The organism is Curtobacterium sp. DN_7.5 (genome assembly GCF_022655355.1).
Taxonomy (GTDB): Bacteria; Actinomycetota; Actinomycetes; order Actinomycetales; family Microbacteriaceae; genus Curtobacterium; species Curtobacterium luteum.
Genome location: NZ_CP093378.1, coordinates 2,187,848 through 2,210,782, shown reverse-complemented (window position 1 = coordinate 2,210,782; position 22,935 = coordinate 2,187,848). Strand labels below are relative to the sequence as shown.

At 72.7% G+C, this 22,935-nt stretch carries 21 protein-coding genes and 1 pseudogene; 18 read left to right on the top strand and 4 right to left on the bottom strand.

The annotated features are described in order from the left end of the window. Positions 1-2: 2 nt before the first annotated feature. Positions 3-409, top strand: a pseudogene (locus tag MON03_RS10195) (RidA family protein). A gap of 12 nt (positions 410-421) precedes the next feature. On the opposite strand, the gene MON03_RS10190 reads toward MON03_RS10195, so the two are convergent. Further along, complete coding sequence (locus tag MON03_RS10190) at positions 422-1,282, bottom strand: ATP-grasp domain-containing protein (protein ID WP_242088272.1); 861 nt, start codon at positions 1,280-1,282, stop codon at positions 422-424. Positions 1,283-1,443: 161 nt separating this feature from the next. Between MON03_RS10190 and MON03_RS10185 the strand changes: the two genes are divergently transcribed. From MON03_RS10185 to MON03_RS10175, 3 genes are read left to right on the top strand one after another with little or no spacing between them, the layout of a single operon-like run. Further along, positions 1,444-1,968, top strand: coding sequence for a fluoride efflux transporter FluC (locus MON03_RS10185; RefSeq protein ID WP_242088271.1), 525 nt, complete (start codon positions 1,444-1,446; stop codon positions 1,966-1,968). Continuing rightward, positions 1,965-2,354, top strand: coding sequence for a fluoride efflux transporter CrcB (gene crcB, locus MON03_RS10180; protein WP_242088270.1), 390 nt, complete (start codon positions 1,965-1,967; stop codon positions 2,352-2,354). The genes MON03_RS10185 and crcB overlap by 4 nt, the downstream gene beginning before the upstream one ends. Next, positions 2,351-2,956, top strand: coding sequence for a histidine phosphatase family protein (locus MON03_RS10175; RefSeq protein ID WP_242088269.1), 606 nt, complete (start codon positions 2,351-2,353; stop codon positions 2,954-2,956). Before crcB ends, MON03_RS10175 begins: the two co-directional genes overlap by 4 nt. A gap of 177 nt (positions 2,957-3,133) precedes the next feature. On the opposite strand, the gene MON03_RS10170 is transcribed toward MON03_RS10175, so the two are convergent. Then, a complete protein-coding gene (locus MON03_RS10170) occupies positions 3,134-4,201 on the bottom strand; it encodes an FUSC family protein (RefSeq protein ID WP_242088268.1) in 1,068 nt (355 codons plus the stop codon). Positions 4,202-4,405: 204 nt separating this feature from the next. Here MON03_RS10170 and leuC point away from each other — a divergent pair, with 204 nt between their 5' ends. The 6 genes from leuC to MON03_RS10140 all read left to right on the top strand — a co-directional run bounded on the left by leuC (position 4,406) and on the right by MON03_RS10140 (position 10,870). Then, the gene (gene leuC / locus MON03_RS10165; RefSeq protein WP_242088267.1) at positions 4,406-5,863 is read left to right on the top strand and encodes a 3-isopropylmalate dehydratase large subunit; all 1,458 of its coding nucleotides are present in this window, start codon (positions 4,406-4,408) and stop codon (positions 5,861-5,863) included. Next, positions 5,863-6,459 (top strand): 3-isopropylmalate dehydratase small subunit, encoded by a 597-nt coding sequence (leuD, locus tag MON03_RS10160; protein ID WP_022904722.1) that lies wholly within the window; start codon positions 5,863-5,865, stop codon positions 6,457-6,459. Before leuC ends, leuD begins: the two co-directional genes overlap by 1 nt. Next, on the top strand, positions 6,459-7,826 hold the full coding sequence (gene murA, locus MON03_RS10155; RefSeq protein WP_242088266.1) for a UDP-N-acetylglucosamine 1-carboxyvinyltransferase: 1,368 nt from the start codon (positions 6,459-6,461) through the stop codon (positions 7,824-7,826). Before leuD ends, murA begins: the two co-directional genes overlap by 1 nt. A gap of 5 nt (positions 7,827-7,831) precedes the next feature. Beyond that, positions 7,832-8,650, top strand: a complete 819-nt coding sequence (locus MON03_RS10150; RefSeq protein WP_242088264.1) for a lysophospholipid acyltransferase family protein — start codon at positions 7,832-7,834, stop codon at positions 8,648-8,650. 91 nt (positions 8,651-8,741) lie between these two features. Beyond that, positions 8,742-9,755, top strand: coding sequence for an NAD(P)H-dependent glycerol-3-phosphate dehydrogenase (locus MON03_RS10145; RefSeq protein WP_175329345.1), 1,014 nt, complete (start codon positions 8,742-8,744; stop codon positions 9,753-9,755). A 29-nt stretch (positions 9,756-9,784) separates the two neighbouring features. Beyond that, positions 9,785-10,870: a D-alanine--D-alanine ligase family protein gene (locus tag MON03_RS10140; RefSeq protein ID WP_175329018.1), complete on the top strand. Its 1,086-nt coding sequence runs from the start codon at positions 9,785-9,787 to the stop codon at positions 10,868-10,870. A gap of 188 nt (positions 10,871-11,058) precedes the next feature. Here the strand turns inward: MON03_RS10140 and MON03_RS10135 are convergent, their stop codons facing one another. Beyond that, the gene (locus MON03_RS10135) at positions 11,059-11,544 is read right to left on the bottom strand and encodes a DUF3515 family protein (RefSeq protein WP_242088262.1); all 486 of its coding nucleotides are present in this window, start codon (positions 11,542-11,544) and stop codon (positions 11,059-11,061) included. A gap of 24 nt (positions 11,545-11,568) precedes the next feature. Here MON03_RS10135 and thiL point away from each other — a divergent pair, with 24 nt between their 5' ends. After that, positions 11,569-12,564: a thiamine-phosphate kinase gene (thiL, locus tag MON03_RS10130; protein WP_242088260.1), complete on the top strand. Its 996-nt coding sequence runs from the start codon at positions 11,569-11,571 to the stop codon at positions 12,562-12,564. Positions 12,565-12,802: 238 nt separating this feature from the next. On the opposite strand, the gene MON03_RS10125 is transcribed toward thiL, so the two are convergent. Next, positions 12,803-13,366 (bottom strand): RsmD family RNA methyltransferase, encoded by a 564-nt coding sequence (locus MON03_RS10125; protein ID WP_242088259.1) that lies wholly within the window; start codon positions 13,364-13,366, stop codon positions 12,803-12,805. Positions 13,367-13,546: 180 nt separating this feature from the next. Here MON03_RS10125 and MON03_RS10120 point away from each other — a divergent pair, with 180 nt between their 5' ends. The 7 genes from MON03_RS10120 to MON03_RS10090 all read left to right on the top strand — a co-directional run bounded on the left by MON03_RS10120 (position 13,547) and on the right by MON03_RS10090 (position 22,902). After that, positions 13,547-15,733: an ATP-dependent DNA helicase RecG gene (locus tag MON03_RS10120; RefSeq protein WP_242091454.1), complete on the top strand. Its 2,187-nt coding sequence runs from the start codon at positions 13,547-13,549 to the stop codon at positions 15,731-15,733. A 19-nt stretch (positions 15,734-15,752) separates the two neighbouring features. Further along, complete coding sequence (gene coaD / locus MON03_RS10115) at positions 15,753-16,247, top strand: pantetheine-phosphate adenylyltransferase (RefSeq protein WP_175329020.1); 495 nt, start codon at positions 15,753-15,755, stop codon at positions 16,245-16,247. 195 nt (positions 16,248-16,442) lie between these two features. Next, complete coding sequence (locus tag MON03_RS10110) at positions 16,443-17,003, top strand: YceD family protein (RefSeq protein WP_242091453.1); 561 nt, start codon at positions 16,443-16,445, stop codon at positions 17,001-17,003. A gap of 45 nt (positions 17,004-17,048) precedes the next feature. After that, positions 17,049-17,252 (top strand): 50S ribosomal protein L32, encoded by a 204-nt coding sequence (gene rpmF / locus MON03_RS10105; RefSeq protein ID WP_079236346.1) that lies wholly within the window; start codon positions 17,049-17,051, stop codon positions 17,250-17,252. A 13-nt stretch (positions 17,253-17,265) separates the two neighbouring features. Then, a complete protein-coding gene (gene rnc / locus MON03_RS10100) occupies positions 17,266-18,111 on the top strand; it encodes a ribonuclease III (RefSeq protein ID WP_242088258.1) in 846 nt (281 codons plus the stop codon). 3 nt (positions 18,112-18,114) lie between these two features. Then, positions 18,115-19,086 (top strand): bifunctional DNA-formamidopyrimidine glycosylase/DNA-(apurinic or apyrimidinic site) lyase, encoded by a 972-nt coding sequence (gene mutM, locus MON03_RS10095; RefSeq protein ID WP_242088257.1) that lies wholly within the window; start codon positions 18,115-18,117, stop codon positions 19,084-19,086. 69 nt (positions 19,087-19,155) lie between these two features. Further along, positions 19,156-22,902, top strand: coding sequence for a chromosome segregation SMC family protein (locus MON03_RS10090; protein ID WP_242088256.1), 3,747 nt, complete (start codon positions 19,156-19,158; stop codon positions 22,900-22,902). Positions 22,903-22,935 lie beyond the last annotated feature (33 nt).

Here is a 22,935-nt window from a genome sequence, read left to right as displayed (position 1 = left end):
GCATGCCCTCCGCCGTGCAGCTCATCCGGTCCGCAGCGCTCAGCGACGTCGCGGAGTACGCGTACGCCGCTACGGCACCGGCGGGGCACGGCTCGTGTTCCTCGCCGGTGCCTGCCCCCTCGATGCGAGCGGTCGGACAGTGGCGGTCGGTGACCACGCCGGCCAGGCCGAGCAGTGCGTGGCGAACCTCCGGACAGCGCTCGCCGCGGCCGGCGCGACGCTCGACGACCTGATCAGCACCCGGGTCCTGGTCGCGTCGTCGCGGCAGGTCGACCTCGTCTCCGCGTGGGAGGTCGTCCGCCGGGCGATGGGGGACCACGACGTGCCGAGCACGCTCCTCGGGGTCACGGTGCTCGGGTACGACCATCAGTTGGTGGAGATCGAGGCCGTCGCCGCCGTCGTCGACTGAACGGACCGCGCGTCAGCCGACCAGCGCCGCGGCGAGCCGGTCGGCTGCTGCGGCGTCGGCCTGTGGCAGGAACAGCGACGGCTCGACCAGCTCGAGCTCCAGCACCAGCGAGGACCCGTCGTCCGCACGGACCAGGTCGACCCGCGCGTAGGGCAGTACCCCGAACCGCTCGTGGACGAGCGCCATCGCGGCCGTGGCGACCTCGACCTGTTCGGCGCTCGCCGTGTGCGGGGTGTTGTCCTCCGGAGCGAACAGCCCCTCGACCAGCGCAGCCTCGGGCAACGCGACCCGCTTGCTGGCCGCGTGGCTGTACTCGCCGCCGAGGAACACGAGCGGCCACTCGCCGTCGACGGGCACGGACGCGACGAACGGCTGCACGAGCACGACCTGCCCGGCTGCGTGCAGGTTCTGGACGTGGGCGGCAGCGGCGGCGTGCTGGCCTGGGCCGTACGACGCCGCGCCCCGACTCCCGGCGCCGACGGCCGGCTTCACGACGAACCGACCCGCCGGGAACACCGGGCGCTCGCCGGGTGGGACGAACCGCGTCGGTGTGGTCGGGACCCCGGCGGCGTCGAGCTCGCGGAGGTACTGCTTGTCGGTGCTCCAGAGCACCGCGGGCAGCGGGTTGACGAGCTCGGTCACGGCGTCGACGCGGTGGAGCCACGCGACGAACTCGGTGAGGCGGTCGTCGTAGTCCCAGGTGGACCGCACGGCGACCCGGTCGTACGCGGACCAGTCCACGTCCGGGTCGTCCCAGTCCACGACGTCGACCACGGCACCCGTGCGGCGAAGCGCCGCGAGCGCGAGGTCCTCGTCCTCGTCGAGTCCCCGTGCGGGGCCGGTGGTCGTCCAGGCGAGGGCGGAGATCGTCACGGACCCAGTCTGTCGGTCCGGGGCGGCCGCGCTACAGTGGGTGCGTCGTCAGACCCGGCAGTGGGGCCTGCCGGACCCAACCGCGGTCGAGCCGCCAACGGTCCCTATCCCGAGATGAGTCGCACGCGCCACGGTGCTGCGTGCTCGGCGATAGGAGAGCCATGTCCCCGGAACGACCCGCGCCCCACGAGGCACCAGCGACGCCCGAACGGCCCGTGCACCTGCGCTGGCGGTACCTCGGCGTCGTCGCCCTCGGGGGAGCGGTCGGCACCGGCGCCAGGGCCGCGCTCGCCGCCGCGTTCCCGCCGGGCGCCGGGATCAGCTGGACGATCCTCGCGATCAACGTGGTCGGGGCGTTCTGCCTGGGCCTGCTCCTGGAGGCGCTCGCGCACCGTGGTCCGGACGTCGGTGGCCGTCGCACGCTCCGCCTCCTCGTCGGCACGGGTGTCCTCGGCGGCTTCACGACGTACAGCACCCTCGCGGACGACACCGCCCAGCTGCTCGACGCCGGACGCTGGGGCGCCGGCGCCGGGTACGCGCTCCTCTCCGTCGGGCTCGGGCTGGTCGCCGTCGCAGCCGGGGTCCTCGTCGCGGGTCGGTTCCGTCCGAGCACGGTCGGTCCGGGCGCTGTCGGTCCGGGCGCTGTCGACCCGAGCGCTGTCGAGCGGGCGGGAGACGCCTCGTGACCCCGCTGGAACTCCTCGCCGTCGCCGTCGGTGGCGGGGTCGGAGCCGCTCTGCGCTTCCTCCTCGACGGCGCGGTCAAGGCGCGGATCAGCGGCACCGCCCTCGGACGGTTCCCGCTCGGCACGCTGGTGATCAACGTGACCGGGTCGTTCGTGCTCGGGCTCGTCACCGGGCTCGGGCAGGCCGGTGCGTTGCCGCTCCCGATGGTCGCCGTGCTCGGGACGGGCATGATGGGTGGGTACACGACGTTCTCGACGGCGAGCGTCGAGACCGTGCAGCTCCTCCGATCCGGCAAGTCCCGGCTCGCCGTCCTGAACGGCCTCGGGATGCTCGTCGTCTCGGTCGGCGCAGCCGCGCTCGGCCTGCTCATCGGAAGGAACACATGACCTCGGAACGCCCCGGCGAACTCGTCCTCGTCCGCCACGGAGAGACGGAGTGGTCGAAGAGCGGGCAGCACACCGGCCGCACGGACATCCCGCTCACGGAGAACGGCGTCGAGCAGGCGGAGCGCGCCGGTCGGTTCCTCGCCGACCGCACCTTCGCGCTCGCGCTGTCGAGCCCACTCCAGCGCGCACGGGACACCGCGGGGCTGGTCGGCGTCGACCCGGAGCTCGACGAGGACCTCCTCGAGTGGGACTACGGCGCGTACGAGGGGCTGACCACCCCGCAGATCAAGGTGCTGCGCCACGGACCGTGGGACCTCTGGACCGACGGGGTGCCGGCGGGTGGTACGCCGGGGGAGAACGCCGCCGAGGTCCGGGTCCGCGTCGAGCGCATCCTGAACCGTGCGCGGCCCGTCCTCGCCGAGGGCCAGGACGCCATCGTCGTCGCGCACGGCCACGTCCTCCGCGCACTCGGCGCCGCCTGGATCCGGTTGGCGCCGCAGGACGGTGCCGTGCTCAAGCTCGGTACCGCTTCGGTGAGCATCCTCGGCTACGAGCACGGCCGCCCGGTGATCGACGCCTGGAACATCCAGCCGCGCGACTGACGTCGCGACTCCCATCGGACGGGAGGCCCGTGGCGGCGCCGCCACGGGCCTCCCGTCCGTCCGCTGCGCACGTTCCTTCCGCGGTCATGTGCGATGGCCGGCGTGATCGGGCGTCCCTGGTCGAACGGAACGACCAGGCTCGCCCGGAAGGACCAGCGACGCCCGGAGCGCCCCGCCTCAGACGGTCGGCACCGCGCTCGTCGCACCCAGCGGACGGCCCCGGCGACGCTCGACCGCCCGACCGACGAGCAGCAGCGCGACGCTCACGACGGCACCGAGCACGGTCTGCACGATGCGGTCGAGCGCGAGGAGCTGCGGTGCCTCCGGGAGGCTCAGCCACGACACCGCGAGGGCGAGGGGCGTGAGGAAGAGCAGCGTCACCGCGTAGTGCAGCGCCACGAAGATCTCGGCGAAGAACTGCCCGACGACGGCGATCACGACGATCCACCAGACGCCCGGCTCGAGCAGCAGGATCCCCACGGCGACGACCGTCCCGCCGACGGTGCCGACCACGCGCTGCCAGGCGCGGCGGAGCGTGTGGCGTTGGCGGAGCGCGGGGAGCGTCGACACGACGGCGATGACCGCCCAGTACGGGTGTCCGAGGCCGGGCAGCGCCTCGGCGACACCGCCGGCGACCAGCGACCCGACGACGTTGAGCGCCACCGTCTCGCGGAGCGCCCGCGTGCGGAGGACGGCGAGCGTCCGGTGCTTGCGTGCGCCGAGCGGTCGGAAGCGGTGCGGTGCGTGCGGGTGGAACACCCGACGGAGCACGACGCCGGACATCGCCACGAGCCACGCCCACGCCACCGAGCAGACGATGATGAGCAGGACCGTCGGGACGTCGGCCGGCCGGAGCGGCACGAGCGCGGACACGACGAACGCGAACACGGGGAAGATCGGCTGCGCCGGGATCGTCTGCAGCGCCGTGAGGGTGCACACCGGGACGACCAGCACGACCACGAGGCCGATCGCCTGCAGCCACAGCGGGTGCCCGAGCAGCGCCACCCCGATGCCCGCGAGCATGCAAGCCGCCTGCAGCGCCCCGGCGACACCCGTGGTCACGGCGCGCTGTCGGTACGGCTCCGTCGCGCCGAAGATCGCGGTGAACCCGGCGAACATCGCGAACGCCGCGTACCCGGGCATCCCGAGGGCGATGAGCAGCGCGAGCGGCGCGCCGCCGGCGATCGCCGCGCGGGCTGCGCCCTCGAGGTTCACGGTCCGGGTCGAGTGCGCAGGTGTCGTCATGTCGCCTCCATCTTCCCACCGCGACGGGTGTCGCCGACCCGGGCCGCGCCTCCAGGCGGTCCCCGCCACCGGCCTGGAGGCGCGTGGCGGGCTCGCCACGCGCCTGGCGTCCGGACCGACGCGGCTTGGTATACCAACCTGCTAGAGTGGCCGGACGAGCCGCGACAGCGGCGCATCGACGGACAACGAGGAAGGGTCGAGCCGATGGGAAAGACGCTCGCCGAGAAGGTGTGGGACGACCACGTCGTGGTCAAGGGCGAGGACGGGAAGCCGGACCTCCTCTACATCGACCTCCACCTCGTGCACGAGGTGACGAGCCCGCAGGCGTTCGACGGCCTGCGCCAGGCCGGCCGCCCGGTGCGTCGCCTCGACCTCACGATCGCGACCGAGGACCACAACACCCCGACGCTCGCCATCGACCGTCCCATCGCGGACCCGACGAGCCGTACCCAGATCGAGACGCTCCGACGCAACTGCGCGGAGTTCGGGGTGCGCCTGCACTCGCTCGGCGACAAGGAACAGGGCATCGTGCACGTCGTCGGTCCGCAGCTCGGACTCACGATGCCTGGCATCACCGTGGTGTGCGGCGATTCGCACACCAGCACGCACGGCGCGTTCGGCGCGATGGCGTTCGGCATCGGCACGTCCGAGGTCGAGCACGTCCTCGCCACGCAGACGCTGCCGCTCAAGCCGTTCAAGACGATGGCGATCACGGTCGAGGGCACGCTCCGCCCCGGCGTCACGGCGAAGGACATCATCCTCGCGGTCATCGCGAAGATCGGCACGGGCGGCGGCCAGGGCTACGTGCTCGAGTACCGCGGCTCCGCGATCCGCGCGCTCTCGATGGAGGGCCGCATGACGATCTGCAACATGTCGATCGAGGCCGGCGCCCGCGCCGGCATGGTCGCCCCCGACCAGACGACCTACGACTACGTGCAGGGCCGCGACCACGCGCCGACGGGTCAGGACTGGGACGACGCCGTCGCTTACTGGGACACGCTCGCGACCGACGACGACGCGGTCTTCGACGCCGAGGTGTTCATCGACGCCGACGAGCTCGAGCCCTTCGTCACCTGGGGGACCAACCCCGGTCAGGGCGTCTCGCTCTCCGAGACGGTCCCGGACCCGTCCGACTACACCGACCCGAACGACCAGGCCGCAGCCCAGCGCGCGCTGGAGTACATGGACCTCGAGGCCGGCACCCCGATGAAGGACATCGCGGTCGACGCGGTGTTCATGGGGTCGTGCACGAACTCCCGCATCGAGGACCTCCGGGCCTTCGCGTCGATCATCGAGGGCCGGAAGAAGGCCGACGGCGTCCGCGTGATGGTCGTGCCGGGCTCCGCTCGGGTCCGGCTCGAGGCCGAGGCCGAGGGGCTGGACAAGGTGTTCACGGACTTCGGCGCCGAGTGGCGGTTCGCCGGCTGCTCGATGTGCCTCGGCATGAACCCCGACCAGCTCGCGCCGGGGGAGCGCTGCGCGTCCACCTCGAACCGCAACTTCGAGGGCCGGCAGGGCAAGGGCGGGCGCACCCACCTGGTGTCGCCGCTCGTCGCCGCTGCCACCGCGGTCCGCGGCACGCTGTCGAGCCCGTGGGACCTGCCGACCGATGACGAGATCGCCGCGGCGACGTCCGCCACCGCAACCGAGGGGAAGTTCTGATGGACAAGATCACCACCGTCACCGGCGTCGCCGCGCCGCTGAAGCGCTCCAACGTCGACACCGACCAGATCATCCCCGCGGTCTACCTCAAGCGCGTCACGAAGACCGGCTTCGAGGACGCCCTGTTCGCCGGGTGGCGCCAGGACCCGGAGTTCGTGCTGAACCAGCCCGAGTACCAGGGTGCCGCGGTGCTGGTCGCCGGTCCGGACTTCGGCACCGGCTCGTCGCGCGAGCACGCCGTCTGGGCACTCCGCGACTTCGGCTTCCGCGTCGTCGTGTCCTCTCGGTTCGCGGACATCTTCAAGGGGAACGCGGGCAAGCAGGGACTCGTCACGGCGATCGTGACCGAATCGGAAGTCGAGGCGCTCTGGGCCGAGATCGAGCGGAACCCGGGGGCATCGGCCACGGTCGACCTCGTGGCGCAGCGCGTGTCGCTGGGCGATGTGGACGTGCCCTTCGAGATCGACGCTTACACTCGTTGGCGGTTGATGGAAGGGCTCGACGACATCGGGCTCACCCTCCGTGACGAGTCCTCGATCACGGAGTTCGAATCCCGCCGCTCCAGTTGGCGGCCGAAGACATTGCCGGTGAAGTAGTGAACTCTCTCGTACAGGACGCAGCGGCCGCAGGGGCTCGCGTTGGTCTCAAGTCGGACGAGATCGTCATCCGGGGCGGCAAGCCGCTCGTGGGACGCATCGAGGTCCGCGGAGCCAAGAACCTCGCGACCAAGGCCATGGTCGCTGCGCTGCTGGGCGACACCCCCTCGATCCTCAAGGACGTCCCGGACATCTCCGACGTCCAGGTCGTCCGCGGCCTGCTCGAGGTCCACGGGGTGCGCATCACGGACCCTGCACGAGGCGAGCTCATCCTCGACCCGTCGAACGTCGAGTCGGCGCACTTCGCCGAGATCGACGCGCACGCCGGGTCGAGCCGCATCCCGATCCTGTTCTGCGGTCCGCTGCTGCACAAGCTCGGTGAGGCGTTCATCCCCGACCTCGGCGGCTGCCGCATCGGCGACCGCCCGATCGACTTCCACCTCGACGCCCTGCGCGCGATGGGCGCGGTCGTGGACAAGCAGGTCAGCGGCATCCACCTCACCGCGCCGGACGGCCTGCGGGGCGCGGAGATCGAGCTGCCCTACCCGAGCGTCGGCGCGACCGAGCAGGTCCTGCTCTCGTCCGTCCTCGCCACCGGGGTCACCGAGCTCCGGAACGCCGCGATCGAGCCCGAGATCATGGACCTCATCGCGATCCTGCAGAAGATGGGCGCGATCGTCACGGTCGAGCCGAACCGCACCATCTTCATCGAGGGCGTCGAGTCGCTCCGCGGCTACACCCACCGCGCGATCAACGACCGCAACGAGGCCGCCAGCTGGGCCTCGGCGGCGCTCGCGACCGACGGTGACATCTTCGTCGAGGGCGCGAAGCAGCAGGAGCTGATGACGTTCCTCAACGTCTTCCGCAAGGTCGGCGGCGGGTTCGACGTCCAGGAGGACGGCATCCGCTTCTACCGCGAGCGCGAGACCCTGCGCCCCGTGGTCGTCGAGACGGACGTGCACCCCGGCTTCATGACCGACTGGCAGCAGCCGCTCATCGTGGCGCTCACCCAGGCCGACGGGCAGAGCATCGTCCACGAGACCGTGTACGAGAACCGCTTCGGCTTCACCGACGCCCTCAACGAGATGGGCGCCGACATCGTCGTGCACAAGGAAGGGCTGCCCGGACACGACCGCCGCGTCGCGCGTCGGCCGTTCGAGCAGGCCGCGGTCATCACCGGGCCGACGACGCTGCACGCTGCGGACGTCCGCGTCCCCGACCTCCGCGGCGGCTTCAGCCACCTCATCGCGGCGCTGACCGCCGAGGGCGAGTCGCGGATCTCCAACGTCGGCATCATCAGCCGGGGCTACGAGCACTTCATCCCGAAGCTCCGCAAGCTCGGCGCCGACTTCGACTTCGCCGGCTGAGCGTCGTGGCTGCTTCAGGTGACGGCCTGGAGGCGCGGCGCGCGTCCGCCTCGCAGGTCTCGACCGGTCTGCCCAACCCCGGGCGGCGCTGGCGCCGCGGTGAGCTGAACACCGCGTTCCGCATCACCGCGTCCGTCGTGATCCCGGTCTTCCGGTTCTCCGCGCGGTACCACTGGCACGGGCCGAAGCGTCTGCCCGAGGGCGGCGCGTTCGTCCTGGCGCCGAACCACTTCACGAACATCGACCCGCTCGTGGTGGGGACCGCCGTCTGGCTGTCCCGCCGGGCGCCGCGGTTCCTCGCGAAGGCGTCGCTGTTCAACGTCCCCGTGTTCGGCAAGCTCATGGCCGGCATGGGGCAGATCCCCGTCGAACGTTCCGGTCGCACGCGCCTCAGCGACCCGCTCGGCGGCGGCAGGTCCGTCATCGAGCAGGGTGGCGCGATCATCGTCTACCCCGAGGGCACCCTGACCCGCGACCCGGACCTCTGGCCGATGCGCGGCAAGACCGGTGCCGTCCGGATCGCGCTCGAGAACGACGTGCCGCTCATCACGATGGCCCATTGGGGCACGCAGGGCATCATGGCGCGCTACGGCAAGAAGCTGAAGCTCTTCCCGCCGACCCGCGTCGACGTCATCGTCGGCGACCCCGTCGACCTGTCCGCCTACCGCGGACGGCCCATCGACCAGCAGATGCTCGTCGAGGCGACCGGCATCGTCATGCAGCGCATCACCGAGCTGCTCGAGGAACTCCGCGGCGAGACGGCCCCGGCCACGCGCTGGGACCCGGCCGCGAACAACCAGAAGGAGACCGGCAAGTTTGAGTGACCACGGAACGGGCCTCCGCCCGCACGAGGACCACCCGGACCCCGTCGTCGCCGCTCCCGGTGCCGTCGACACCGCCGCGATCCGCGTCGTCATGCAGACGACCGACAAGCCACGGGTGGCCGTGATCGGCGCCGGCAGCTGGGGGACCACGTTCGCGAAGGTGCTCGCCGAGGGCGGGGCGGACACCGTCGTGTGGGCACGCCGACCCGAGGTGGCGCGCGAGATCACCGAGACGAAGCGGAACTCCGAGTACCTGCCGGGCATCAACCTGCCGCGGACGCTCACCGCGTCGACGTCGCTGTCCGCCGTGCTCGACGGCGCACAGCAGGTGTACGTGTCGGTGCCGTCGCAGTCGCTCCGCTCGAACCTCGCCGCGATCGCCTCCCTCCTGCCCGAGGACGTCCCGGTCGTCAGCCTCATGAAGGGCGTCGAGAAGGCGACGGGCCTCCGGATGAGCGAGGTCCTGCACGAGGGCCTCGGGATCGACCGCGAGCGCATCGCGGTGGCCAGCGGACCGAACCTCGCGCTCGAGATCGCACGGCGGCAGCCGACCGCGGCCGTCGTCTCGTCGACGTCGCTCGACACCGCCACCGCGGTCGCGACCGTCGCCACGAACCCGTACTTCCGGTCGTTCACCAACACCGACGTGATCGGTACCGAGTTCGGCGGTGTGCTGAAGAACCTCATCGCGGTCGCCATCGGCATCGTGGACGGCGTGGGCTACGGCGAGAACACGAAGGCGTCGATCATCACCCGGGGCCTCGCGGAGATGACCGAGTTCGCGGTGTCGCTCGGCGCGCAGTCCTCGACGCTGTCCGGCCTCGCCGGGCTGGGGGACCTCATCGCCACCTGCCAGTCGCCGCTCTCGCGGAACAACACCGCCGGCCGACTGCTCGGGCAGGGCTACCGGTTCGACGAGGTCGTGCGGCAGATGAACCAGACCGCGGAGGGGCTCGCCTCGGTCGCCCCGATCCTCGAGCTGGCGGCCGCGAACGGCGTCGACATGCCCATCGTGAGCCAGGTGGGCGAGGTCCTCGCCGGTAGGCTCGACCCGCGCAACATCGCGCCGCACCTCACCGAGACCGACGAGCCCCAGGGCGAGTGACGGGTCCGCGACCACCCAGGGGGTCCTCCATGGCCAAGACCACCGTCGCCGTGCTCTTCGGCGGCCGTTCGAGCGAGCACGCGATCAGCTGCGTGACCGCCGGGGGCATCATGGACGTCGTCGACCGCGATGCCTACGAGATCGTGCCGATCGGGATCACGAAGGGCGGCGCGTTCACGCTGCAGCCGGACGACCCAGCACGCTGGGCGATCCACGACCGGCACCTGCCGGAGGTGCTCGACAACGGCACGCGCGTGGCGTTCCCGACCTCGCCGGCGACCCGCGACCTCGTCGTGTCGCACGCCGACGGCACCGTGACGACCGTGCCCGACGTCGACGTGGTCTTCCCGATCCTGCACGGCCCCTTCGGTGAGGACGGCACGATCCAGGGCCTCCTCGAGATCGCCGGGCTGCCGTACGTCGGCGACGGGGTGCTCGCGAGCGCCCTGGCGATGGACAAGCACGTCGCCAAGGCCGTGCTCGAGCACGCCGGGCTGCGGGTCGCGCCGTGGACCACGGTGCTCCGACGCCAGTGGGCAGCCGATCCGGTCGACGTCGCCGAGTCGGTCGCCGCACACGGCTGGCCCGTGTTCGTGAAGCCCGCGCGCGCCGGCTCGAGCATGGGCGTCTCGCGGGTCGACGACCCGTCGCAGCTCGGCGCCGCGATGGACCTGGCGTTCGAGCACGACTCGAAGGTCATCGTCGAGCCCCGGGTCGTCGGTCGCGAGGTCGAGGTCGCCGTGCTCGAAGGCCGCGACGGTGTCCCGCGCACGAGCCTCCCGGGCGAGATCGTCGTGGCGGAGGACGGCTTCTACGACTTCGACTCGAAGTACCTCGGCGGCGACGAGGCCCTGCTCTGCCCGGCGCCCCTCACCGACGCGGAGACCGACGAGATCCGGTCGATCGGTGCCCGCGCGTTCGAGGCCGTCGGGGGAGCCGGACTCGCCCGGGTCGACTGCTTCCTGACCGACGACGGCTTCGTGGTGAACGAGGTCAACACGATGCCGGGGTTCACGCCGCTGTCGATGTACCCGCGCTGCTGGGCCGCCACGGGTGTCTCGTACGGCGAGCTCGTCACCGAGCTCATCGAGCTGGGCCGCACCGCCGTCCGCTGAGGCGTCGTGCGCCGCCGCGCCGCCGCGCCGCCGCGCCGCCGCGCCGCCGCGGTGGCGCGAGCCGAGACTCGTGCTGGGCGACAGGTCTCGCGCGCATCGGCACGAGATCAGTCGCTGACGCCGAGACTCGTGCGGGCGCGGCCGAGACTCGTGCGGGCGCGGCCGAGACTCGTGCCCGAGCGGGACCGTCAGCCGTTGACCTCGGAGGGGTCGAGGCACCGGTGCCCGTCCTTCGGCAGCGTCGACACCGCCGTCCCGATGTCCTGCAGTACCTGGTCGGTCGCCCCCGACGACTCGATGACGACCTGCACCGCCGGCGACCGGCCGAACGTCGTGTAGACGACCTGCGCCCCGCGGTCGTCGCGGATCCAGTCCACGGAGCCCTTCGAGAAGCACGGTAGATCGGACACCGTCGGCACGGCGACACCGCAGTGGTAGATCGCGACGGCCGGGTCGCCCCACGCCGCCGTCGACTGCGCGGTCGTGTTCCGCAGCGCATCGTCCTGCCCCACGACGCTCGGCAGCCGCACCTGGGCCGCGGCGCAGGCAGCGGCGTCCGCGGAGGGTGCGGCGGTCATCGAGACGGCGTTCGTGCACCCCGTGAGGCTGGCCGCGAGGGCGATCGCCACGCCGACGATCGCGGCGGTCCGGGTGGTGCGTCGCGCGGTGTCCATCGACGTCCAGGCTACCGTTCTCGTGTGGACGCGAAGGACGACAGCCAGCCCGGCCCGACCGTGGGGGAGGTCGGGGAACTCGAGGTCCTCGACCGCATCGTCCGACGGCTCCCTGCCGGTGACCCCGTGATCGGACCGGGCGACGACTGCGCTGTCCTCGCCGCCCCGGACGGGCGCTGCGTCGTGACGACGGACATGATGGTGCACGGCCCGGACTTCCGCTGGGCGTGGTCGTCGCCCGAGGACATCGGCTGGAAGGCCGCCGCGACGAACCTCTCCGACGTCGCCGCGATGGGTGCGACGCCGACCGGGCTCGTCATCGCCCTCGCCGCGCCGCAGGACACCCCGGTCAGCGCCTTGGAACGCTTCGCCGACGGTGTCCGGCTCGCGGTGGAGGCCCTCGCACCGGCGTGCGGCGTCGTCGGCGGTGACCTCTCGACCTCCTCGACGTTCACCGTCGCCGTCACCGCGTTCGGCGACCTCGGCGGCCGGGCGCCCGTGCTCCGTTCGGGCGCGGAGCCGGGTGACGTGGTGGCGGTCTCCGGTGAGCTCGGCCGAGCTGCCCGCGGCCTGGCACGGCTCTTCCGCGACGGTGTCGACGCAGCCGGGGAACCGTCCCGGGCGGCGACCGTCGCGAGCGGCGCGGACGCGGACCCCGACGTCCTCCGACAGCGGCGGCCCGTCCCGCCGATCGCGGACGGTGTGGCCGCCGCGGGCGCGGGGGCGACGGCGATGCTCGACCTGTCCGACGGCCTCGCGATCGACGGTGGACGACTCGCGCGGGCCAGCCGGGTGACGCTCGACCTCGACCCGACGGTGGTCGAGGAGGGGCCCGCCCTGCACGGCGGCGAGGACCACGGGCTCCTCGCGACGTTCCCGCCGGGGATGCCGCTCCCCGCCGGGTTCCGGCGGATCGGCTCCGTCCGGGAACGCGGTGAGCACGACGTCCTCCGGGGCGGTCGTCCGGTCCCGACGTCCGGCTGGGACCCCTACGCCGACTGGGACGGCGCCGCCGGCTGAGGCGGATGCCGCCGGCTGGGGCCGGTGCCGCCGGCTGGGGCCGGTGCCGCCGGCTGGGGCCGGTGCCGCCGGCTGGGGCCGGAGCCCGCCGCGGACGCGAGCTCCGCGTCTGAGCCGGACCGGGCCTCCAGGCCGGACCATCCGGGCCGGACCATCCGGGCCGGACCAGCCAGGCCGGACCAGCCGGGCCGGACCAGCCAGGCCGGACCAGCCGGGCCGTACCGCCCAGGCTGCACCGTCAGGCGGTCGCGACCACGGCCTCCCACGCGACCGTCTCCCCGTAGCTGCGCTTGCTGAACGGCTCGAGCCCCGCGGGCCACGTCGGCTCCGGCGACCGCTTGCTGCGCTCGACGACGACGACCGCGCCCCGCGTGAGCCGCGGCACCAGCGCCTCGAGCACCTCGCCGAGCTCCTGCTCGCTGACCTCGTACGGCGGGTCGATGAACACGAGGTCGAACGTCCGCACGGTCTGCCGCAGGAAGCCCAGGGCGGGCTGGGCGTGCACGTCGATCCGCACGCCGGGCACGCGCTTCTGCACCGTGCGCGCGTTCTCCTTGCACGCTGCCGCCGCGCCCGCGGCCCGGTCGACCAGGACGACCTCGACCGCCCCGCGCGACGCCGCCTCGAGCCCGAGGGCGCCGGTGCCGGCGTAGAGGTCGGCCACCGCGGTGTCGTCGACGAGCCCGCGCGACTCCAGCGACGAGAACAGCGCCTCGCGCACACGGTCGCTCGTCGGCCGGGTGCCGGACTTCGGCACCCGGAGCGTCGTGGAGCCGGCGGCACCGGCGATGATGCGGGTCATGCAGCCACCGTAGCGGCCCGGGACGGCCCGCCCGCGTTCTCCACAGGCCGGCCTGGAGGCACGGTGCGAGTCGGTCGTGCCGGGTACCGTTGGCATGTGGTCACCCCTGGTACGAACGCTGCCCCGGCCGCGCCCGGCAGCGGGCACGCGCCCACGGTCGACGGCGCCTCCGGGTCGGCCGTGGTCGGTGGGCTCGACGCCCGCTTGTCCGGCGTGCTGGGCGGCCGGACCGCGAGCGCGATCGAGAAGGCCTTCGGGTACCGCACGGTGGGGGAGTTCCTCGAGCACGCACCCCGTCGCTACGCCGAACGCGGTGCCCTCACGGCGCTCGACTCGCTGGCGATCGGCGAGTCCGTCACGATCGTGGCCGAGGTGGTCGACGTCCGCGAGCGCACGATGCGGGCTCGACGGGGTTCGATCCTCGAAGCGAAGATCGGCGACGGCAAGGGGCTCCTGACCCTGACGTTCTTCAACCAGGGCTGGCGCACGAAGGACCTCGTCCCCGGTGCCCGCGGGGTGTTCGCCGGCAAGGTGGGCGACTACCGCGGCGCTCGGCAGCTGGCACACCCCGACTACGAGCTGTTCGACCGCGACGACCCCCGTTCCCTGGCCGACCCCGGCTCGGACGAGGCGATCCGCTGGTCGCGGCAGCCGATCCCGATCTACCCGGCCACAGCGTCGCTGTCCTCGTGGCAGATCGCGAAGGCCATCGGCGTCGTGCTCGACACCCTGCCCGACCTCGACGACCCGATCCCGGCGTCCGTGCGCTCCCGACTCGACCTCGTGCCGTACCGGCGCGCGCTCGAACTGCTGCACCGCCCGGAGAAGGTCGCGGACTTCAAGCGCGCGCAGGACGCCCTCCGCTACCGCGAGGCCTTCGTGCTGCAGACCGCCCTCGTGCAGCGTCGGATCGCCGCCCGCGCGGTCGCCTCGACCCCGCGCTCGGCCTCGCCCGGGGGCATCCTCGAACGGTTCGACGCCTCGCTGCCGTTCACCCTCACCGACGACCAACGCTCGGTCGGTGCCGAGATCGCGACGGACCTCGCCGGAACCTGGCCGATGCACCGGCTCGTGCAGGGCGAGGTCGGTTCCGGCAAGACCCTCGTGGCGATCCGCGCGATGCTCACCGTGGCGGAGTCCGGCGGGCAGTCGGCGCTCATCGCCCCGACCGAGGTCCTGGCCGCCCAGCACCTGCGGTCGATCGTGAAGTTCCTCGGCCCGGACCTCGCGGCGGAGCTCCGTCCGGTGATCCTCACCGGGTCCCAGTCCACCGACGAGCGTCGCCGAGCCCTGCTCGCGGCCGCGTCCGGGAGCTCGCGGTTGGTGGTCGGCACGCACGCGCTCCTCGGCGACCGCGTCGACTTCGCCGAGCTCGGGCTCGTGGTCGTCGACGAGCAGCACCGGTTCGGCGTCGAGCAGCGCGAGGCCCTCCGGACGAAGGGCCAGACCCCGCCGCACGTGCTCGTCCTCACCGCGACGCCGATCCCGCGCACGGTCGCGATGACCGTCTTCGGCGACCTCGACGTCTCCACCATCGCCGGGGTCCCGTCGGGTCGTGCCGGTGTCGAGACCTTCACGGTCGGCCTGGCGGAGCACCCGGGGTGGGAGTCCCGGATCTGGTCGCGCATGGCCGAGGAGCTCGCCGCCGGTCGACAGGCGTTCGTGGTGTGCCCCGCCATCGACGACGTGCACGCCGAGGACGACGGCGAACCTGCGCCGGAAGCACCCGCCGACGACGACACCCCGGAACGAACGCCGGCCACGGTGGTCGCGACCGCCGAGCGGATGCGCCGGATGCCGGTGCTCGACGGCAGACGGATCGAGGTCCTGCACGGACGGATGACCGCGGACGAGAAGGACCGCGTGATGACGACCTTCGCGGCCGGCGGGATCGACGTCCTCGTCGCGACGACGGTGATCGAGGTGGGTGTCGACGTGCCGAACGCCTCGATGATGGCCGTGCTCGACGCCGACCGGTTCGGGGTGTCGCAGCTCCACCAGCTGCGCGGCCGCATCGGCCGCGGGCAGTTCGCCGGCGTGTGCCTGCTCGTGACCACGGCGGAGCTCGAGTCCCCGTCGCGGGAGCGCGTCGACGCCGTCGCCGCGTCCGACGACGGCTTCGAGCTCGCCCGGGTCGACCTCGAGCTCCGGCGCGAGGGCGACGTGCTGGGGGAGCGACAGTCCGGTGGTCGTTCGTCCCTGAACCTGCTGCGCGTCGTCGAGCACGCCGACCTCATCGTCGACGCGCGCGAGGAAGCCGAGCGCGTGCTCGGGCCCGACCCCGACCTCGAGGGGCACCCGGCGCTCCGCGAAGCGCTCGCCCGCCGACTCGACGAGTCCGACGCGGCCTTCCTCGGCAAGAACTGACCTCGGCTAGGGTCGCTGCATGGCGCAGATCGCGGTCGTCCCCGGTTCCTTCGACCCCGTGACCCTCGGGCACCTCGACGTCATCGGGCGTGCGGCCGGGCTCTTCGACGAGGTCCACGTGCTCGTCGTCCACAACCCGGACAAGAAGCCCGCGATGTTCGAGGCCGGCGAGCGGGTCCGACTGATCGAGGAGTCGCTGGTCGAGACGGGCGTCCGCGACAACGTGCGCGTCGGGGAGTGGACCGCCGGGCTCCTCGTCGACTACTGCCGTCAGGTCGGTGCGACGGTCCTCGTGAAGGGGGTCCGCTCGGGCGAGGACGTCGCGTACGAGACCCCGATGGCGATCATGAACCGGCACCTCGCGGACGTCGAGACGGTGTTCCTGCTGCCCGAGGCCTCGCGTGCGCACGTGTCGAGCTCGCTCATCCGTCAGGTGGCGACGCTCGGCGGGGACGTGACGCCGTACGTGCCCGGGGTCGTGGCGCGTGCGCTGGCGGAGCACACCGGCCGCTGAGCGGGGCACACCGGCCGCTGAGCGGAGCACACCGGCCGCTGAGCCGGGCACACCGCCCGTTGCGCCGGGGCAGGCGCGCCGCAACACGCACACCGGCCGCACGGCGCGCACCCGCCTCCGCGCGACGGACACGCGGGTGTGCCGCCTCGACGTGCCGCCCGGTTCGCGCTAGGATCGTCGATCGTGTCTTCCCCCGTGAACAGCCCCTACGCCCTGCGCGTGCGCGACCTCGCGCACCGTCCGGGCGAGATGCGCGAGCACTCGCTCGACGTCGAGGTGCCGGACGCGATGGGTGCCGGGGTCATCGCCGTCCGACAGGGCGCGCCGATGCACCTCGACGTCCGACTCGAGGGGCTGCACGAGGGCGTCCTCGTCTCCGGACACGCGTCGGCCGAGGCGTTCGGGGAGTGCTCCCGGTGCCTGATCGAGATCAGCGAACCCGTCGAGGTCGATTTCGCGGAGCTCTTCGCGTACGATGTCTCGGAGGATTTCGACTTCTTCGTTCGCGATGACCACGTGGATTGCGAACCGGTCGTTCGAGATGCGGTGGTGCTGTCGCTGCCGTTCCAGCCGGTCTGCCGACCGGACTGCCCAGGCCTCGACCCGGAGACGGGTGAACGCCTGGCCGACCTCGAGGACCACACTCCTCGTGAGGTCCTGGACCCGCGCTGGGCCGCCCTCGGCGGTTTCCGTGCGAGCGACGACAGCAGCACCCCTGACCAGAGCCCCGAGGGCGACGGCCTCACGTCGGCCTGAACCGCCCTCGCCACTGACCAACCGACCAACCGAAAGAGAACCACCATGGCCGTTCCCAAGCGCAAGCAGTCCCGTGCCAACACGCACGCCCGTCGTTCGCAGTGGAAGGCCGCGCCGGTCCAGCTCGTGAAGACGATCGAGAACGGCAAGGTCACCTACAGCCTCCCGCACCGCGCGAAGGTCGTCGAGGACTCGGCCGGCACCCCCCTGTACCTGGAGTACAAGGGCCGCAAGGTCGCCGACGTCTGATCGGACCGACCGCATGACCAACACGTCCGGCACCACGGGGTCCCGCCCCGTGGGGCCGGACGTCGTTCGTCTGCAGGGCATCCTCGGCGTCGACATCGACCTCGAGCTGCTCCAGCTCGCCCTGACCCACCGCTCGTACGCGTACGAGCACGGGGGCATCGGGCACAACGAACGGCTCGAGTTCCTCGGCGACTCGATCCTCGGTCAGGCAGTGACCGTGAAGCTCTTCCGGTCCTTCCCCGACCTCGACGAGGGCGACCTGGCCAAGCGCCGGGCGAGCCTCGTCTCGACGGTCGCCCTCGCTGAGATCGCCCGCATGATCGGGCTCGGGAAGTACCTCCGGCTCGGCAAGGGCGAGGAGCAGACCGGCGGCCGCGACAAGTCGTCGATCCTCGCCGACACCGTCGAAGCCGTCATCGGTGCCACGTACCTCTCCGCGGGTCCGGACCCGGCGACCGAGCTCGTGCTGCGCCTCGTCGAGCCGCTCCTGGTCGACCCGGACCGCTTCGGCGCCGCGATGGACCCGAAGACGAGTCTGCAGGAGCTCGCGTCGTCGCTCGGTCTGGGCAACCCCTCGTACCGGGTGACCGAAGAGGGCCCCGACCACGACAAGACCTTCCACGCCACCGTGGTGCTCCAGAGCGAGGACATCTCCTCGGGCGCCGGGTCGAGCAAGAAGGCAGCCGAGATGGCCGCTGCACTGCAGGCCTGGACGAAGCTCTCCGGCCGTGACGGCTCGCCGCGCGCGGACGCCGGCGGCGCCGCCGCGAGCACGACCGCCGGCAGCGCCGCCGCGAGCACGGCCACCGGCAGCGCCCCCGCGAGCACGACCGCCGACGACGCCGCTCGGACTGCCTGACCGGTGCCGGAGCTCCCCGAGGTCGAGGTCGTCCGCGCCGGTCTCGAACCCGCCGTCACCGGCGCACGCGTCCTGCACGTGGACGTCGTCGATGACCGCGCCCTCACCCGACACGACGGCCCCGCCGAGGACTTCGCCGACCGGTTGACCGGCCGCACGATCGCCGCCGCCGTCCGCCGCGGCAAGTTCCTCTGGTTCCCGCTGCAGCCGGAGCACGGCGACGACCGACGCGAGGCCCTCGTCACCCACCTCGGCATGTCCGGGCAGGTGCTCCTCGGGCGCGATCGCCCCGCCGCGAGGCACCGCCGCATCCTCATCGACGTGCAGCCCGCGACCACCGATCGTGACGGCGTGCCGGAGCCCGTCGTCCAACTCGAGTTCGTCGACCAGCGCACCTTCGGGTCGATGGCGATCGACCGCATGGTGCCGACGGTGGACGGTGCTCCGGCCGGTGCCGCGGGCGCGATCGACGAGGCCGACCCGGACGCCTCGTGGCGCCGCGGCATCCCGTACCAGGTCTCGCACATCGCCCGTGACCCGCTCGACCCGGCGTTCGACGACGACCGCTTCATCGCGGCCGCCCGGAAGCGCGCGAGTGGCATCAAGCGCGTCCTGCTCGACCAGGGCGTCGTGAGCGGCATCGGCAACATCTACGCCGACGAGTCCCTGTGGGCGGCGAAGCTCCACTACGACCGACCAGCGGAGCGCCTGACCCGAGCGGACCTCCGGACCCTGCTGACCGAGGTCCGGAGCGTCCTCCGACGGGCTCTCGAGGACGGAGGCACGAGCTTCGACGCGCAGTACGTGAACGTGAACGGGCAGTCCGGGTACTTCTCGCAGCGCCTGAACGTGTACGGCCAGCAGGGCAAGCCGTGCCCGCGGTGCGGCACGACGATCGTCCGCGAGGCCTTCATGAACCGGTCCAGCCACATCTGCCCCGTGTGCCAACCGCGCCCGCGCGCCCGCAGGCGTTAGCCTGCCCGCAGCAGCACAGCCAGCAGCACAGCCCGCCAGGAGCAGCGCAGCAGAACGCCCGGAGACCGCATGTACTTGAAGAGCCTGACCATCAAGGGGTTCAAGTCCTTCGCGCAGCCGACCACGTTCGCGTTCGAGCCCGGGGTCACGTGCATCGTCGGACCGAACGGCTCGGGCAAGTCGAACGTCGTCGACGCCCTCGCCTGGGTGATGGGGGAGCAGGGGGCGAAGACCCTCCGCGGCGGCAAGATGGAGGACGTCATCTTCGCCGGGACCTCGACCCGTGGTCCGCTCGGCCGTGCGCAGGTGCTCCTCACGATCGACAACACGGACGGGCTCCTGCCGATCGAGTACTCCGAGGTGACGATCTCCCGCACGCTCTTCCGCAACGGGGGCAGCGAGTACGCGATCAACGGGGAGAACTGCCGCTTGCTCGACGTGCAGGAGCTGCTGAGCGACACCGGCCTCGGGCGCGAGATGCACGTCATCGTCGGCCAGGGGCAGCTCGACAAGGTGCTGCACGCGACGCCGGAGGACCGCCGCGGCTTCATCGAGGAGGCCGCGGGCATCCTCAAGCACCGCCGCCGCAAGGAGAAGACGCTCCGCAAGCTCGAGGCGATGCAGACGAACCTCACGCGACTGTCCGACCTGGCCGGTGAGATCCGTCGCCAGCTCAAGCCCCTCGGACGCCAAGCCGAGGTCGCCCGGAAGGCCCAGTCGGTCGCGGCCGTCGCCCGCGATGCGAAGGCCCGGCTCCTCGCGGACGACGTCGTGCGGCTCCGCCGCGAGCTGCACGACCACCTCGAGGTCGAGACCGGTCGGAAGTCGGAGCGCATCGTCCTCCAGGAGCGTCTCGACCGCACCCGCACCCGGCAGCAGCAGGTCGAGCAGAGCATGGTCGGCGACGACGTCGACCGCGCCCGGACCGTCGTGCACCGGTTGGAGAGCGTGCAGGAGCGACTGCGCGGCCTGTCGAGCCTGGCGAACCAGCGGCTCATGTTCCTCGCCCAGCAGGCCGACGCGCCGCAGCAGGGGCCGACGGTCACCCCGGAGCGGGTGCAGTCCGTCCGCGACGAGGCCGATCGGCTCGAGGCCCGCGCCGAGGAGATTGCCGCCGACTCCGGAGCCGTCGCCGCCCGCGTGCAGGAGGCCCGCGCCGCGCTCGACGCCCTCGACGAGCAGATCGCCGCGCAGGCGGCCCTGGTGTCGCAGCACGACCTGGAAGCCCAGCGGCTCGCCTCGGCGGTGGACGTCGCGCGGTCGAAGCGCGGCGCCGCGGCGGCCGACCGGGAACGCCGGGAGCGCGCCCTGGCGGAGGCCTCCGAGCGTGCGGACCGCGCCGCCGCGGCCCTCGCCGAGATCGGCGTGGACCCCGCCGACGGTGTCGACGAGGAGGCGCTCACCGCCGCAGTCGAGACGACCCGCGAGCAGCAGCGGGCAGCACAGAGCACCAGGGACGAGCTCCGCGACCGTCTGCACACCCTCGAACGCGAGCGGGACGCGCTCGACGCCCGGGTCGTCGCCCTCGGCATGTCGATCGACGTCCGAGACGGGTCCCAGTCGCTCATCGACGCGGGACGGGCGGGCATCGCCGGTCGCCTCGCGGACGCGCTGACGGTCGAGCCCGGTTTCGAGGGCGCGGTCGCGGTGGCGCTCGACGGGCTCGCCGACGCGGTGCTCGCGGCCGACCGTGCGGTCGCGCTCGACGCCGTCGCGCACGCCCGGTCCGCCGACATCGGCCGCGTCGACGTCGTCGTCGCCGACGCCGACCCTGGTGCGGTCCCCGCGGCGGGACTCCCGGACCGACTCCCCGCGGGCGTCCGCCCCGCGCTCGACCTGGTGCAGGGACCGCCGGCACTCACCGCGATCCTGCGGGACACGCTCGTCGCGGTGGACGAGGACGTCGACCTGGAGGCCGTGCTCACCGCCGCCCCGCTGGCCACGGTCGTGACGCGGTCCGGCGACGTCGTCCGGGCCGTCCGCGTGACGGGCGGCGGCGAGCGCGTGACGAGCCGGATCGAACTCGTCGCGGAACGCGACGACGCCGTGACCCGGCGCGACGCGGTCGCGGTCGACGTCGAGGACGCGGCCACGCGCCTCCAGGCCGCTCGCACCGCCGTCGACGACGCACGCCGCCGGGCGGAAGAGGCCGACCACGCGTCCCGCGCGCACGCCCGGGCCACGGCCGAGTACGACCGCAGCAGCGCGTCCGCACGCGCGAAGGCGGAGAACGCCACGGCCGAGGTCGAGCGGCTCCACGCCGCGCTGGCCGAGACGGACGGTGCCGTCGAGTCCGCCGAGGCGGTGCTCGCGGAGGCCGAGGCGGCGTCCGCGGCCTTCACCGAGCGGCCCCGTCCGGCCGTCGACGCGTCGGGCCGGCCGGCGTTGCTGGACGCCCTCGAGGCCGCGCGCGCCGCAGAGATCGAGCAGCGCATCCAGGTCGAGACCGTGCGCGAGCGGGCGCGCGCCGAGCGGAACCGGGCAGCCGGGCTCGAGCGCCGGCTCCGGGCCGAGCGGGCCGCTGCCGAGGAAGCCGCCCGTCGAGCCGTGGTCCGCCGTGCGCAGATCGCCGTCGCGGAGGGGGTGCTCGCCGACCTCCCCGGGCTCCTCGGTGCGGTCGACCGGTCCCTCGCCGAGGCCCGCGTCCGGCTCGCGAACGAGGAGTCCGAGCGGTCGAAGCGGAACACCGAGCTGCAGACGATCCGGAACGAGGAGCGCGAGCTCCGGGACCGCCTGCAGACCCTGACGGACGGCGTGCACTCGCTCGAGATGGAGATCTACGAGAAGAAGCTCCACGTGTCGGGCATCCTCGACCGGGCGCAGAGCGAGCTCGGACTCGTCGAGGCCGTCCTCGTCGCGGAGTACGGGCCGCACGTGCCGGTGCCGGTGGACGTGCTCGTCGACCCCCGGGTCCTGGCGCGGAAGCACCGGGAGGCCGAACGCGCCCGGGCGGCGGCGACGGCAGCGGCCGATGACGGATCGGACGGGACGGCAGTCGGCGACGCGGCGACCGCCGACCTCGACCCGGACGAGGTCGTCGTCGAGGCCGAGTCCACGCTGCCCGGCGGCCCCGCCCTGCCCGAGTACGACGCCACCGACGAGGTCGACCCCGCCGACGTCGAGACCGTGCCCTACGTCCGCGCCGAGCAGGAGCAACGCCTCGCGGCCGCCGAGCGTGACCTCGGCCGGCTCGGCAAGGTGAACCCGCTCGCGCTCGAGGAGTTCCAGGCACTCGAGCAGCGGCACGCGTTCCTCGCGGAGCAGCTCGAGGACCTGCAGAAGACCCGCACGGACCTCATGACGATCATCGAGGAGCTCGACCAGAAGATGCAGACCATCTTCGAGGCGGCGTTCCACGACACCCGCGAGGCGTTCGACGTCATCTTCCCGATCCTCTTCCCGGGCGGTTCCGGGTCGATCACGCTGACGAACCCGGACGACCTGCTCGCGACGGGCATCGACGTGCAGGTGAAGCCCGCCGGGAAGAAGATCGACCGGCTGACGCTGCTGTCCGGCGGTGAGCGGTCCCTCGCGGCGGTGGCGCTCCTCGTCGCGATCTTCACCGCGCGCCCGTCGCCGTTCTACATCATGGACGAGGTCGAGGCGGCGCTCGACGACGCGAACCTCGGGCGGCTCCTGACCGTGTTCGAGCGGCTGCGGGAGTCGTCGCAGCTCATCGTCATCACGCACCAGAAGCGGACGATGGAGATCGCGGACGCCCTGTACGGGGTGTCGATGCGGCAGGACGGGGTGTCCGCCGTCGTCGGGCAGCGTGTGCAGGCGCGGTCGGCGGAGCCGGCCGGCGCGGTCGCGTAGCGCGCGCCGACCGAGGCTCGCACGCAGCGACAG

Coding starts and splice junctions, on each gene's coding strand:
- rnc (WP_242088258.1), top strand. CDS start 17,266: ATGACCAACACGTCCGGCACCACGGGGTCCCGCCCCGTGGGGCCGGAC.
- MON03_RS10170 (WP_242088268.1), bottom strand. CDS start 4,201: ATGACGACACCTGCGCACTCGACCCGGACCGTGAACCTCGAGGGCGCA.
- MON03_RS10135 (WP_242088262.1), bottom strand. CDS start 11,544: ATGGACACCGCGCGACGCACCACCCGGACCGCCGCGATCGTCGGCGTG.
- MON03_RS10090 (WP_242088256.1), top strand. CDS start 19,156: ATGTACTTGAAGAGCCTGACCATCAAGGGGTTCAAGTCCTTCGCGCAG.
- MON03_RS10175 (WP_242088269.1), top strand. CDS start 2,351: ATGACCTCGGAACGCCCCGGCGAACTCGTCCTCGTCCGCCACGGAGAG.
- MON03_RS10125 (WP_242088259.1), bottom strand. CDS start 13,366: ATGACCCGCATCATCGCCGGTGCCGCCGGCTCCACGACGCTCCGGGTG.
- rpmF (WP_079236346.1), top strand. CDS start 17,049: ATGGCCGTTCCCAAGCGCAAGCAGTCCCGTGCCAACACGCACGCCCGT.
- coaD (WP_175329020.1), top strand. CDS start 15,753: ATGGCGCAGATCGCGGTCGTCCCCGGTTCCTTCGACCCCGTGACCCTC.
- MON03_RS10140 (WP_175329018.1), top strand. CDS start 9,785: ATGGCCAAGACCACCGTCGCCGTGCTCTTCGGCGGCCGTTCGAGCGAG.
- leuC (WP_242088267.1), top strand. CDS start 4,406: ATGGGAAAGACGCTCGCCGAGAAGGTGTGGGACGACCACGTCGTGGTC.
- MON03_RS10185 (WP_242088271.1), top strand. CDS start 1,444: ATGTCCCCGGAACGACCCGCGCCCCACGAGGCACCAGCGACGCCCGAA.
- leuD (WP_022904722.1), top strand. CDS start 5,863: ATGGACAAGATCACCACCGTCACCGGCGTCGCCGCGCCGCTGAAGCGC.
- MON03_RS10145 (WP_175329345.1), top strand. CDS start 8,742: ATGCAGACGACCGACAAGCCACGGGTGGCCGTGATCGGCGCCGGCAGC.